General features: G+C 68.5%; 10 protein-coding genes and 1 tRNA gene. 2 read left to right on the top strand and 9 right to left on the bottom strand.

The features are described from left to right. Positions 1 to 188: 188 nt before the first annotated feature. Complete coding sequence (locus AB0M76_RS34560; RefSeq protein WP_365956716.1) at positions 189 to 1,673, bottom strand: MFS transporter; 1,485 nt, start codon at positions 1,671 to 1,673, stop codon at positions 189 to 191. 181 nt (positions 1,674 to 1,854) lie between these two features. Here AB0M76_RS34560 and AB0M76_RS34565 point away from each other — a divergent pair. Then, positions 1,855 to 1,926: transfer RNA gene (locus tag AB0M76_RS34565), tRNA-Cys, on the top strand. A 793-nt stretch (positions 1,927 to 2,719) separates the two neighbouring features. Continuing rightward, positions 2,720 to 3,097 (top strand): hypothetical protein, encoded by a 378-nt coding sequence (locus tag AB0M76_RS34570; protein ID WP_365956717.1) that lies wholly within the window; start codon positions 2,720 to 2,722, stop codon positions 3,095 to 3,097. A gap of 486 nt (positions 3,098 to 3,583) precedes the next feature. On the opposite strand, the gene AB0M76_RS34575 is transcribed toward AB0M76_RS34570, so the two are convergent. The 8 genes from AB0M76_RS34575 to mycP all read right to left on the bottom strand — a co-directional run bounded on the left by AB0M76_RS34575 (position 3,584) and on the right by mycP (position 12,908). Then, a complete protein-coding gene (locus AB0M76_RS34575; protein ID WP_365956718.1) occupies positions 3,584 to 4,252 on the bottom strand; it encodes a hypothetical protein in 669 nt (222 codons plus the stop codon). Between the two features lie 120 nt (positions 4,253 to 4,372). Then, complete coding sequence (locus tag AB0M76_RS34580; protein WP_365956719.1) at positions 4,373 to 6,688, bottom strand: hypothetical protein; 2,316 nt, start codon at positions 6,686 to 6,688, stop codon at positions 4,373 to 4,375. Positions 6,689 to 6,699: 11 nt separating this feature from the next. After that, positions 6,700 to 7,128 carry a hypothetical protein gene (locus tag AB0M76_RS34585; RefSeq protein ID WP_365956720.1) on the bottom strand — a complete coding sequence of 143 codons (429 nt, stop codon included), beginning with the start codon at positions 7,126 to 7,128 and terminating at the stop codon, positions 6,700 to 6,702. 188 nt (positions 7,129 to 7,316) lie between these two features. Continuing rightward, complete coding sequence (locus AB0M76_RS34590) at positions 7,317 to 8,003, bottom strand: hypothetical protein (protein WP_365956721.1); 687 nt, start codon at positions 8,001 to 8,003, stop codon at positions 7,317 to 7,319. Between the two features lie 27 nt (positions 8,004 to 8,030). After that, a complete protein-coding gene (locus tag AB0M76_RS34595; protein ID WP_365956722.1) occupies positions 8,031 to 10,391 on the bottom strand; it encodes a hypothetical protein in 2,361 nt (786 codons plus the stop codon). A gap of 7 nt (positions 10,392 to 10,398) precedes the next feature. Further along, a complete protein-coding gene (locus tag AB0M76_RS34600; RefSeq protein WP_365956723.1) occupies positions 10,399 to 10,827 on the bottom strand; it encodes a hypothetical protein in 429 nt (142 codons plus the stop codon). 606 nt (positions 10,828 to 11,433) lie between these two features. After that, on the bottom strand, positions 11,434 to 11,622 hold the full coding sequence (locus AB0M76_RS34605) for a hypothetical protein (RefSeq protein ID WP_365956724.1): 189 nt from the start codon (positions 11,620 to 11,622) through the stop codon (positions 11,434 to 11,436). Between the two features lie 116 nt (positions 11,623 to 11,738). Beyond that, positions 11,739 to 12,908: a type VII secretion-associated serine protease mycosin gene (gene mycP / locus AB0M76_RS34610; protein WP_365956725.1), complete on the bottom strand. Its 1,170-nt coding sequence runs from the start codon at positions 12,906 to 12,908 to the stop codon at positions 11,739 to 11,741. Positions 12,909 to 12,935 lie beyond the last annotated feature (27 nt).

A 12,935-nucleotide genomic window follows, 5' to 3' on the forward strand; every position in this document is an offset into this window, starting at 1 on the left:
GCGCCCCCGTACCGGGCGTACTCGGGTGCCGCGACAACGCGGCGAGGTGCCGTGCCGGGCGGCGCGGGGGCGTGCCCCACTTCCCCGAGACCGCTCAGTCCGGCCCGCCGGGGCAAATCCAGCCCCGCCGGCGTTTGAGGCGCGGGGGTCTGGGGGCGGAGCCCCGAGCGGCCCGCGGCGCAAGCCGCCTACGCGTGCGCCTGCGCAGCCACCGGCCCCGGCGGCCGATCGGCGTACAGCCGGGTCGCAACCCAGGCCCCCACCAACGCCACCGCGGCCATCGGCAGGAACACCACGACGAACGCCCCCGGGTGCGAACCCGACGCCGCATCCCCGGCCACGGCATGCGCGGCCCCCACCGCTCCCCCGCCCAGCGCGGCAAACGCCGCGCCCCCCGCGGCCAGCAGCACCACATTGGCCAGCGCGTCCGAGATCTGCAGCGCAGCGGAATTGGCCCCCGCCTCCTCCGGCGCCGAAAGCTCCAGCAGCAGCACGCTCGTAGAGCCGATCACCAGCCCCATCCCCAGGCACCCCACCGCCCACGCAGCGGCCAGCGTCCACACCGGCACGGACTCGATCAGCACGGCCGGGGCCGTGGCGATGGCGAAGGCCACGAGCACCATCCCGGCGACCATCAGCCGCTCCCGGTACGGGGCCATCCGCCCCTTCGACTGCAGCCACGAGCCGCCCGCCCAGGTCACCCCGCCCGCCGCCAGCGAGAACCCGGCCAGCGTCGGGCTCAGCCCCCGCTGGGTGACCAGCATCAGCGGCACGAAGGTCTCCGCCGCGATGAACGACCCCGCGGCCACCCCGCGCAGCAGCACCACCGACGGCAGCCCCCGCCGCGCCAGGTAGGTCCCGCGCGGCAGCAGCCCCCGTACGGCGGGCACCAGCAGCGCCGTACCGGCCGCGGCCGGGAGCAGCGACAGCCACCGAAGGTCCTGGGCGGCGTACTGCAACAGCCCCGCCCCGACGGAGATTCCGAGCGCCAGCCGGATCCGCCGCCGGTCGAGGGCGGCGGACGGCGCGTCCGGATCCACCGGCCCGGACGCGGTCCGCCGTATCGCCGGCAGGGCCACCACCAGGGGGACGACGACCAGCGCCGGTATGCCGAGGAACACCCAGCGCCAGCCGAGGTGCTCGGTCACGGTCCCCGCGGCCAGCGGTCCGACGATGGACGGCACCACCCAGCTCGCGGCGAAGGCGGCCATGATCGCGGGCCGCAGCCGCTCCTCGTACGCCCGGCTCACCACGACGTAGAGGGCGACGATGACGAGCCCGCCACCGAACCCCTGCACGGCCCGCCCGAGGACAAACACCCACATGCCCCCGGCGGTCCCCGCGAGCACCAGCCCGGCGGCGAAGGCCCCGATCCCGACGGTCAGCGGCCGCAGCGGCCCCTGCCGGTCGGCCCACTGCCCGGACAGCACCATCCCGAAGAGGCTGGTGGTGAAGTAGGCGGAGAAGGCGAAGGCGTACAGCCCGATCCCTTCCAGCTCCCGCGCGGCGACGGGCATGGCCGTCCCCACGGCGGTCGCCTCGAAGGCGATCAGAAAAATGACGGAGATGATCCCGATACTGAGCGTCCGGTACGCGGACCCCAGAATCCCGCCCTGGGGCTCGGGCGGGACCGGCACACTGCGCTGTGGCACGCGGGGTTCAAGGGCACTCATCGCCCCAGAGTAAGGCGCGTGCCTGGGTTGCGCCCCTGTCAATTCGGCGGATTCGACGGTAGGCCGCGGGACCTAGGACCACGGCGACCATGAACGCAGCATGGCAGTCGCATTGCACCCCCCGCGCCCCCCTTCCCGCCCCGCGGCACCCCTCGTACGGTCATACCCGTAACCACCCCACAGCCGTGTGCCCGAGTGGTTGAGGGACTCGCCTGCAAAGCGAGTTACGCCGGTTCGATTCCGGTCACGGCTTCTAGCGCCCTGAACGGGCAAAACGAAAAGGCGGCATCCCAGATGGGATGCCGCCTTTTCGTTCGTCCGTCTTAATTCCCGTCTCAGTTGTGCCGAGAGCGCACCTGCCGGTGGTGGTGACCGCGCCCCGTCGAAGGGACATTACGGGGGCCGCGGTTACGGCCGGATGGCCAGCGGCTCGGCCGGGACGTCGATCGTGAACGTCGGCTCCGGCAGCTGCTCCCCGCGCTGCCTGGAGATGCAGTACGAACCCTCCGAGGCGGTTGGACCACATACTCCAGGCAGTCCAAGCCGGAGTCGCCCGGAAGGCTGCTTAGCAGCAATGACCCGCAGCCCCTGACGTTCCTCAACTGACCGGACGGGACATCCGGTCAACTCGTCCCGCCCGCAACAACCCCGGCTGTACGACCGACAGCTGACGTACGGTGACCGGGTGCGGCAGCCGCTGGAGCAGTTCAGCAAGGCGCGAGGTCACAGCGGCTCCCCAAATTTCCTGGGAGTACCCGCGCGGTACAGGGGAAACCGTCCGGTTGCGGGCCGGGAGGCGCTGTAGGAATGTGGTGAGTGACGGGCCTGGGGGCTGCCGAATCAACTGGTCAAGCGCGGCAGCTGAACCCTGACCCGGTTCACGGACGACCCCGCGAAACCTGGCGATCTCCGATGTCACGCCTGTCGTGTCGGCGTCAGGGTCGGCCTCCACAGAACTACTCGTACGCCAACGAGCAGGTGGTCCCATGTCTACGTGCACATCCCACATGTCCCACATCTCCGGCAGGTCTCGTACTCTCGTGACCATGGCCCCGATTGTCGCCGCGGCGCTGGTTGGAGGTCTCCTGACGGCCGGTCAGGCCTCAGCAGCGCCCCCAGTCGGGACGGTGTCCTTCAGCGGCAAGGTGACCTGCAAGAACGCATTCCCGGCCCCCAGCAACTCTGTCCCCACCCGGGTATCGCTGGACAGCGATGAGGACGATGCGTCGGGTCCCACCAACAACCCGACCGACCGCAGGGCGACGTTCGGCCCTATCAGCCTCGACGCCCCGTTGGACTCGCAGTTCAGCCTCGCGGTCGACGTCACGTGTAAGGCACCGGGGAAGAAGGCCCAAACGTTCAGCAGGACGATCCCGCTGGACAACCTCACCGAAGGCGATACGGTCCCGCTGAACATCAAGTAGGCGCCCACGCCACACACCGCGCACCGCCCCGTAAGGCCACCGTTTGACGGGGCGCTGCGTCTCCATGCCGCCCCGGCCGTCCGGCGCGGGCAGCGGCCGCGGCGTGAGCGGTGAGCGGCACCCTCAACGGCCAGGGCGCTACGGCGCGACAGCATGAGCGCTCCGGCTGGCGTGCCTGCGCCGGTGCCCTACGTCCCGATCGGACTCATCACTCCAGACGGGCAGCACCTCCCGGCTATCACCTTCATCAAACACTTAATCGACTTCGGACAGTGACCGGGACGACGTGGAGGCCTTCACCTCCCTGTGCCCGTTCGAGCATGAACTGTAGTGAACGGCTACGGAGCGGCTCTGACCAGCCAAGACAGTCCTGCAAAGCGAGTTACGCCGGTTCGATTCCGGTCACGGCTTCGACGAAGGGCCGCTCAGGAGTCTCCTGAGCGGCCTTCTCTTTACTGTCCGGCAGTACTCGGCCCGCGCCGTACGTCACGGCTTCGGAAGGGCAGAGGCCCCTTCGGGTAGTCCGCCGTTGTTCTCGCACCCCAGCTCTTCGGCGATCGCAACCGCGGCGGAGTGGGCGAGGACCAGGTAGTCCTCACCCAGCACGGCATCTCCCCTGCTGCTTTGATACCGGTCCTTGTAGAAGGCCGTGATCCGCAGCGGCATGTCGAGTGTGGAGCCGACACGGGCACTCACGCAGTCGAAGGCCACACCTCGCTCCTTGTCGGCGCGCGTCACCCGGACAGCCGTCTGGTCAGTTCCCGGCGCGCCAGCGTTCCGGCTCTCGGCGGCGAGGCGAATCTCCCCGACCCGCTTCCCCCTGCCCACGATTCCGGTGACGATGCACGCAGGAGCGGCGAACTCCCCGGCCTTCGGCCCCGCGCGGTAGAACTCCTCCAGAGCCTTGCCCATGGCTGTGACACCGACGGTCCGGGCATCGTCATTGACCAGATGCGAGGACTGCAGGACGTCCGTCAGGGCCTTACCGGCGGCATCCGTGATCAGCCCGGGGCACGCCTCCGTCAGATCCACTTCCGGAGGCTTCGCCGAAAGCGACGCCTTGGGCTCGGGATCTGACGTGGTACATCCTGCGACCAGGGTCACGAACACCGCGAGTGCCGCGAGGCGGGCGGTGGAAACCATCAGGGGGCGCACTTCAGCTCCTTGTGGGGGAAGTCCTGGTCGTCTTCCTTCGTCAGCTGAACGTACATCGGCCTGCCCACCTCGCGTCCCAGTGCGGCGTGCCGTCGGCTCTCCCCGGCCTCGCCACGGACATCAGGACGTCCCCTTCGAGCTGTCCACCAAGTCGCGGCCGACCGAATGAGCGACCGCCGATTCCTTGGACGCCACACCCGCGAGCGTGTTGATCTCCTTCTCGGACAGACCAGAGCCGGCGGCCACGTGCAGCACGGCCCTGCTTGCCGCATCGCTCGTCTGGCCTTCGGCCTCCGCGTACATCTTCGCCACGGCCTCTTGGGTGTTGGCGGTCTTCTCCTTGCCCTTCTCCTTGGCGTCCTCTACGAAGAGCTCGGTGACGTCCTCCTGAACCCATTCCACGACGTCACCGGCGACCGGCACCATTTCGAGGTACTTACCGCCGACCGCCGAAATGCCGCGGTTGATCCACTTGCCGCCGTCCTCGACGCCCTTCACGTACTCCTCGTTCGTGTGGGCGGTCTCGGCGTGCATGTTCTGGGCGCGAGCCTCCGTCAGCATGCCCGCGATCTGGCCACCGGGCTGCACGGCGTTCTCCACGGCCGCGTCCAGGAGGCCGTTGTCGCCGGGATGCTGGACCACGTCGGTGATGAGGACCGCCGTGAACGCCTGGTTGGCATTCGTGATGGCGCCATAGGCCTCCGGATCCTGGCCGACCGCGCCGAGGAAACGGGACATCGTCGCCTTGTTGAACTCGGCCATGTCCCCGGTGACCTTGATCTGGTTCCCGCCGTTCTCGGCGGACGCCTGGAGGTCCGGAATGTATTCCGCCGCCATGTTGCCGAGGTGCCCCGACAGGGGGCCCAGCCTCGGCTTCTTGTCCTCGTCCTCCGGGTCCTGCGCCACCAGGGACGGGTCGTCGCCGACCTTCTCGACGACCCGTTCCATGATCGCCGTCATTTCCTTGGTGTGCGGCACCGGCTTCGCGTCCTCGTCGCCCGCCGCGCGGCCCGAGACGGCCGCTTCGAGGGCGTTGCCGAGTGCGTCCTGGGCCGGGCCCGCTTCGCCGTAGGGGTGGCTGGGCGTCCGGTCGAAGGCGTCGGCCCATGACTCCTTGTCCAGCATGTAGTCGACCATGCCCCGGGCCTTGCCGTGCTGGCCGTCCACGACCTTGTCGGCCGTGGTGACGATGCCGTCGCCGTTGCTGTCCTGACGGACCGGCTCGTTGAAGAAGGCCGTCGACGCGTCCGGGTTGTGGGACATCGCGTCCATCAGGCCCGTCAGCGGGTAGAAGCCCCGGCTGCCGTCCTTGCCCTGGCTGAGCACCGTCTTCGGGTCGTACGGGGAGCCGTGCTCCCAGGCCTTCGGGTTCTCACGGTCGAACGCGACCATGTCCCGGCCGACCGAGGTCAGGAAGTCCTTGTCGTACTTGCCCTCGTGGAGCAGCGCGCCCAGCGCCTGGTAACCGTAGATCTTGCTGGTCAGATCGCCGGTGACCTGCATCTCCTTGCGGCCGGCCTTCATCAGGTCGGTCGTCCACGCCGCATCCAGGTGGTTCGGCGAGCTCTTCTGCGTGGCGAGCCCCAGCATCGCGCCCATGTCGTTCTGGATGTTGCCGACCATCGCCAGGCGGTCCTTGCCGGCCTCGCCCAGGGTCGACGCGTCGATGGACAGCTTCGCGTACGCCTCAAGCGTGCCTTCGGGGCCGAGCTTGCGGTAGAAGTCCGGCGCGAACTCCGGGTCGTTGCGGTTGTCGTCGAGCAGGTCCTCCAGCTCCCGCAGGGCCTCGGGGTTGCGGGCCACCCCGCCCGGCTCCTTGCTGAGCTTCTTCATCAGCTCGGCCGCCCGGTCGGCCTGTTCGCCGTCCAGGGTGGTGTACTTCGGCGCGGTGAAGTCGTGGTCGTCCGAGACGTTGGCGCGCAGTGCGCGGGCCAGGGAGTCGTCGGCGTCCGCGCAGTCCTCGAGGAGCCGGTCCACCCTCGCCTGCCAGGCCTTGCGGTTCTCCTCCTGCTTGCGCTTGAACTCGGGGTAGTCCGGGTCGTGCCGCGCCGCGAACTCGGTCTTCGGATCCATCGGGACGGCCGAGACCTTGCCGGCCGCGTCCACGCGGAAGCCGGCGGCCGGGGCCTCCTCGTCGGCGGCCTTCTTGAGCGCGTCCCGGGCCGTCCTGATGGTGGTGTGGCCGTCGCTGAGGAGCTGGTGGACGCCCTTGGCCTCCTTGGCCGCGTCCTCGAACTCCTTGGCCGTCTTGTCGACGAACGCCCGCCCGACGCCCGCGGTGACCCCGCTCCACTCGGCCTTGTCGGCCTTGGCCTTCATGCCGTTGCGAGCGGCCTCGGCCATCTCGTCCAGCTTGTCGGCCATGGCCTTCCAGTCCGTGGCCGCCGTCTGGAGCTTGTCCAGGGGCGCGTTCATCACGTTCTCGTACGTCAGCATGGGGGCGCCGCCTACTTGAGGTACTTGTCGATCGCGGACGTGGTGAGGTCGGCATGCAACTGCTGCTCGTCCTTGGCGTGGGACGTGAGCGAGTAGTTCAGGCCGTTCGAGATGTTCGCGCAGGCGGCTACGAGGGTCTTCACCTGGCTCTCCCACATGGCGTTGACCTTCAGCAGCGCCGCCCCGCTGACGAAGCTCTCCTTCGTGAGCGCCCCGGCAGCCTCGCTGGTGGCGGTGGCGGCGTGCTTGCCGTCCGTCTGGAGCCGCGAGTGCAGCTTGTACGCCTCGGTGCCGATGGCGCCGATGTGGTCCTGGTTGAGCTCCAGGTCGCCACCGCTGCCGCCGCTGCCGCCGGGCTCGACGGGTACGTGGTTGAGCCGCATGGAGACGTCGGCAGCGGCCGTGGCGCGTGCCGCCGCCCATTCCTCGTCGAACGACATCGCGTGCTGTCTCCATCCTGTTCCGGCTCGTGAGCGCGCCGTCGGCCCGGGGTGCGGGGCGAGCGGACGACACCGTAGCCGACGCGTTCCGGCCACTCGGCCCCCGCACCGTGGCCGACACTCCGCCGCACGGCCTCACGGCCTGGACTTGGCGACCGTAAGTGCACCGGCGGCTCCGCCGTGTGCGGCTATCCGTTCATCGGCGGCAGCGCATCGGCCCGGTCGGGGAGGCCGCCGTTGTTTGCGCAGCCGAGCTCCTCGGCCATCGAGAGGGCGGCCGTGTGTATGAGCAGGAAGTAGTCCTTGTCCAGCACCGCTTCGTCGCCGTTGCCCTTGTCGAACTTGTTGAAGAAGGTGGCGGTGATCCGTAGCGGTACCTCGGCAGTGGATCCGACGCGCGGGCTGACACAGTCGAATGCGACGCTCCGCTGACGGACGCGGCCTCCCACCTTGACACCGCTGTCGGTGGCGCCGGGAACGTAGTCCGGGATTCCGGCGTTCTTGCTGAACGCCTTGAACCTCACCTGAGCCGACGGGTAGTGGCCGAACCCGTCGATCTCCTTGGGCTTTCCGGAAACATCGCAGTCTGGCATGGGCATGTTTCGAACCTCCTTCCCCGACCGGTAGGCGTCTTCCAGTTTTTTGGCCATGGCCGCTGTACTCAGGTCCACCTTGTCCTCGCGGATGACGAATTCCGTGGACTGCAGGACCCGCTCCAGGGCTTTGCCCGCCTCGGGTGTGAACAGTGTTCCCCCGCAGACCTGCGTCGCGGACACCACTTTCGGCTCCTGCAACTGCGGATCGTCCGGCTCGGACGCGGTGCATCCTGCCGCCAGGACACCCAGACTCACCAGGCCGACGACCGCGGCCGACAACGGCCGCACCCCACCCTCCCTGTGCATCTACTTGCCCGGTTCCGAGGCATGCCCCTGCTGAACGGCACGAGAGTTCCCGACCTGGTATCCGTCGCGCATCGACTCGATGAAGTCATTGCCGAAGTTGCTCCGCGGATCGATGTGATGGCGTTCCATGAACTCCTTCATCGGTGCCTCGGCGCTGTGCTCACCTGCCTGGAACATCTGCTTGGTGGTGGCATGCGTCTGCTCTTCGGCCTTGTCCTTGTGCTTCTCCACGGCGTTGTCCGACCACTCCCCGACCACCTGCGAAGCCGCTTGTTCCACCGCGCCACTGCCCAGGTCCACAGCCAGCGGAACGACGACCGCCGCTACACCGGCCGCGACGGCGGTGGCCGGGAGGAAGGCGACACCGGCCGCCACGGCCGCGGTGGTGCCGAATTCGACCCACGCAGCCCGCTTCTCATGGGCCTTCTCGTACTCCTCGTGCTTCTTCTCCCCCTCTGCCTTGACCTGATCGGCCCGGGACTCGTCGAGCATGCCCTGGACCTCGGCGGTGGTCCGGATCGTCGACCGGGCGCGGCCTTCGTCGACCTGCCCGTCGTGCACGCCTTGAGTCTCCAGCACGCTTGCCGAGTAGATGCGTTCGGCCGTGGAGACGGTCGCATAGGCGTCAGGATGCTGCCCCAGCGCGCTGAGCAGGTCGCGTGCGCCCTCGCGGTCGAACCTCGCGTGTGCCTGCTTGTCACCGGCCCCTGGGGCGAAGACGCTCTTGCCGCCGTTCTCCGCCATGTCGGTCTCGTCGTCGAGAGCGTGGTTGACGTCGTCGATGTATCCGGCGGTCATGTTGCCGAGGCTGTCCGCGAGCGACTCCTGCGCCTTGAGCAGGCCCGCGTCGCCGCCGTACTTCGCGACAGCCGCGTCCATGACCCGCGCCCCCGCTTCGGTCCGGTCGAGAGTGGGCCTCGGGTCGTCCCAGGCGTGGCCCAGGGTTGCCGCCTCCAGGGCGTGGCCGAGGGCGTCCGGCATGTACTGCTGGACCTTCTTCAGGTCGTCCGGGTTCGTGCCCTCCATGTCGATGGTGAAGTCGTACTTCGCGTTGCCGAAGAAGTCGAGGTAGTTCTTGACCGGCTTCTTGTCCGCTCCCTTGCCCAGGTCGGCGGGGCCGGACTTCTCCGTGCCGTCCTGGTTGTACGCGTGCGGGGGCCGATCGGGGTCGAAGAACTGGGCCGACGCCTCCGGGCTGTGCCCCAGCGCCTCCAGGAAGCTGACCACCGGGTCGTAGCCGGCGCCGTTGACCCCGGAGGGGTTGAAGAGGTTCTTGCCGTAGCCGTTCAGCTGCCGGGTCTGGTTGAAGAAATCCGGATCCTTGGCATGGATCTGCGTGGCGTGCTCGGCGATCGGGACCAGGAACTTGGGGTCGTAGTTCCCGTACCGCATGATGCCGCCGAGCAGCTGGTACCCGTACGGCGGGTGCTGGTCGTACTTCGCGAGCGGGATGTGCTGGGTGCCCAGCTTGCGCAGGTCCTGCGCGAAGCTGTCGGGCAGGTGGGGCTCGCTCTTGGAGTTGGTGGCGGTGGCGAGGTTCAGTCCCAGGTTCTTCTGGAGCTCCTGGACGTCCTTGAGCCGCTGCTCGTCGAGCTTCGAGTAGTCGTACGTGTCCGTGGACATGTACCCGAAGAACTGGAGCGCGCCCTTCGGGCCGAGTGCCTCGTAGAAGTCCTTGGAGAACTCCGGGACCTTGGCGTTGTCCGCCAGCAGTTCGTTGAGCTCGACGAGCTCGGCGTGTGTCAGGTCCCGGCCCTTCTTGGCGAGGTCTGCGGCATGGCCGGCCTGCTCGGCGTCGAGGCCGGCGTACTTGGGTCCGCTGAAGTCGTGGCCGTCGGTGACGTTGGCGGCGAGCAGGCGGGCCAGCGACTGGTCGACGTCGTCACAGTTGTCGATGATGTCGTCGATCTTCTTCTGCCACAGCCCGCGGTTCTCCCGGATGGACTGCTGGTAGTCGGGATCGTGGCGCGCCGCGTTCCGCTCCCCCTCGGTGGCGAGCGGGGTGGGCGAGACCTTGCCGTCAGCGCTCACCTGGAAGCCGGCCGCGGGCGCCTCCTCGGTCGCGATCTTCGTTAACTGCTCCCTGGACGATTTGAAGACCCCGAGGCCCTCGGTCAGGGCGCTGTGGATGCCCCTGGCCTCCTTGGCCGCGTCCTCGAACTCCTTGGCCGTCTTGTCGACGAACCCTCGCGCCACGCCGGCGGTGACACCGCTCCACTGGGCCTTGTCCGACTTGGCCTTCATCCCGTTGCGGGCGGACTCGGCCAGTTCGTCGAGCTTGTCGGCCATCGCCTTCCAGTCGGTGACGGCCGTCTGCAGCTTGTCGGCGGGTGCGTTGAGCACGTTCTCGTACGTCAGCATCGTGGGCCTACTTGAGGTACTTGTCGATGGCGGAGGCCGTGAAGTCGGCTTGGAGCTGCTGCTCGTCCTTGGCATGGGAGGAGAGCGAGTAGTTCAGTCCGTTGGACACGTTCGCGCAGGCGGCGACCAGGGTCTTCACCTGGCTCTCCCATGCGGTGTTGGCCTTGGCCAGAGCGGCACCGCTGGCGAAGCTCTCCTTGGAGAGCGCACCGGCCGCCTCGGCCGAGGATGCTGCGGCGTGCTTGCCGTCGGTCAGGAGCCGGGAGTGCAGCTTGTAGGCCTCGGTCCCGATGCCGCCGATGTGGTCCTGGTTGATCTCGAGATCACCGCTGCCGGCCCCGCCACCGCCGGGGTCGGTCGGGACGTGGTTGAGGCGCATCGAGACGTTGGCCGCGGCGGTGGCACGCGCGGTGGACCATTCTTCGTCGAACGACATCGCGTGCATTTCTCCTTGTGTCACATCAGCGTCTAACACGTTGAACTGTGCTTGTGGTTACGGCTCCGGCAGTGAGCAGGCAGGCTCCCATCCCGGGGACGGCCCGGGGAAGGAAGCTGCGGGTGACTGTCTGGTTCTGTACGCGGGGTGCGGATGCGGGGGCCGGTTTGCGTCAGCCCGGGGCCGGTGAGGCGGGTGAGGTGGGTGAGGTGGCTGTCGCCTCGGCCGCTGCGAGGTCGGGGCGCGGGAAGGCGTCCGGGGGACTGGGACGCCGGGGGGGGCTGGCAGCGCGATGGGCGGGGCGTACGACTCCGCAGCCGGCGTGGTCACTTGGTGGTCGGTCCAGCCGGGATGCGCGGACCGGAGCAGGGCGGCGGGCGGGCCCGCCCCGTCGCCGGCCGCGGGGAAGATGAGCCTGCCCTTGTGCAGGGCGTACCGGACGGCTGTGTCGAGTTTCTCGCTCTGACCCGGCCCACCTATGGAGTCCACCGCGAAGCGGATCGCCTCGGTGATCGGCTGATGGAAGCGCGTGGTTTCCGCCGTCTTCGGGGACGCGGGTGGGGTGGATTTGGCCCCTGAGGCCCGATCGCTTGCCGGTGCCCGCGCTCAGGGCTGCGATATCAGGGCGGCGATACCGGTGTCGTGGTCGTCGGAGTCGGCGCGCTCGTCGCCGTCGCACCCGTGGGAGACCTCCCCGCCCAGGACCACCTGGCCCTCGAGTTCGGGGATCCGGCCGAGGCCGGTGTCCATGACGCCCTTGCCGGTGCTGGTCTTCCAGGTGTCGATCGCCTTCATGGCAACGAGATGCCATGGCTGGGGCCGAACGTCTCAGCACGGGCCGTCGAGGGGACCCCGGCCGGCAGGAGACCTACCCAGGCCGAGGTCGTCCCGCGCCTCTGCATCGGGCGTTGTCAGGCGTTCCTGCGCCGGACCACGACCGCCGTGACGGCTCCTCCGATGAGGACACAGGCCCCCAGGCCGAGCCCGATCCAGAGGAGGCTGCCGCCTCCGTCCTTCTTGGCCTCTGCCTGGGGCGCACTGGACTGGGGCTTCTTGCCGTCGGCCGACGGGGCCGGCGAATTCTTCCCGTCCGCCGCCGCCAGGTCGGGAAGCGGGAAGACATCCGCGGGACCGGGGTCACCGGGCGTGGGCACGGCGATCCGGGGCCGGATGATGCCGTAGCCGATGTAGTCGTTGCGCGGAGCGCCGTCGGTCGGCTTGCCGGCGGTGTTCAGGAGGACCCGCAGAACCTGGTTGTTGGTCCAGTCGGGGTGCGCGGACCAGAGCAGGGCGGCGGATGCGGAGGCGAGGCCCGACGCGTCACTGGTGCCGTGGGTCTTGCACAGCCCTGTCTTGCCCTTGCAAGCGGTGACGATGTCGATGCCCGGAGCAGAGAGGTCTACCTGCGGGCCGTGCTGTGACTCCTTGGTCGGCTCACCCTTGACATCCACTGCGCCGACGCCGACCACTCCGGGCGTCGCAGCGGGGTATTCGACCTCGTTTAGCGTATCTCCGGAGTTGCCAGCAGCGGCGAAGATCAGCTTGCCCTTCGAAAGCGCGTACTTCACCGCCTCGGTACGCTCCCGATCCGACTCTGGCTTGCCGGACCTACCCATGGAGATATTGACGATCTTGGCGTCCGAGTCCGCCGCGTATCGAATGGCCGCAACCAAGGACGGGGTGTTGTCCCCTTCCAGCAAATTGGGCACACGGATCGGGAGGATCTTGGCGCCGGGTGCAAGTCCGTAGGCACCATCCCCACTCGGGTGCTTTCCGGTACCGGCGATGAGCGCCGCCATGCCGGTGCCATGGCCGTCGTAATCGTTGTCTTTGTCACCCGCGGCATCGCCAACGGGAAAGACCGCGCCGGGAAGGACCTGCCCCTCAAGTTCTGGAATGCGATTAACGCCGGAGTCGATCACCGCGACGGTGACCCCCTTGCCGTTGCTGATCTTCCAGATGTCGTCGGCCTTCATGCTGTCGAGATGCCATTGCTGCGAGCGAATGGTCTCCGCATGGGCCGGGGTCGCGGCGACCCCGGCCAGCAGCAGGCCTACCAGGGCCGCGGTCGCCTTGCGCATGTGCATCTCGTACAACGTCCGTTCTGC

The organism is Streptomyces sp. NPDC051364 (assembly GCF_040682115.1).
Classification (GTDB): Bacteria; Actinomycetota; Actinomycetes; order Streptomycetales; family Streptomycetaceae; genus Streptomyces.

Excerpts from the sequence above, each read along its gene's own strand:
- AB0M76_RS34595 (WP_365956722.1), bottom strand. The coding sequence starts at position 10,391 with ATGCTGACGTACGAGAACGTGCTCAACGCACCCGCCGACAAGCTGCAG.
- AB0M76_RS34600 (WP_365956723.1), bottom strand. The coding sequence starts at position 10,827 with ATGTCGTTCGACGAAGAATGGTCCACCGCGCGTGCCACCGCCGCGGCC.
- mycP (WP_365956725.1), bottom strand. The coding sequence starts at position 12,908 with ATGCGCAAGGCGACCGCGGCCCTGGTAGGCCTGCTGCTGGCCGGGGTC.
- AB0M76_RS34570 (WP_365956717.1), top strand. The coding sequence starts at position 2,720 with ATGGCCCCGATTGTCGCCGCGGCGCTGGTTGGAGGTCTCCTGACGGCC.
- AB0M76_RS34585 (WP_365956720.1), bottom strand. The coding sequence starts at position 7,128 with ATGTCGTTCGACGAGGAATGGGCGGCGGCACGCGCCACGGCCGCTGCC.
- AB0M76_RS34580 (WP_365956719.1), bottom strand. The coding sequence starts at position 6,688 with ATGCTGACGTACGAGAACGTGATGAACGCGCCCCTGGACAAGCTCCAG.
- AB0M76_RS34560 (WP_365956716.1), bottom strand. The coding sequence starts at position 1,673 with ATGAGTGCCCTTGAACCCCGCGTGCCACAGCGCAGTGTGCCGGTCCCG.
- AB0M76_RS34605 (WP_365956724.1), bottom strand. The coding sequence starts at position 11,622 with ATGAAGGCGATCGACACCTGGAAGACCAGCACCGGCAAGGGCGTCATG.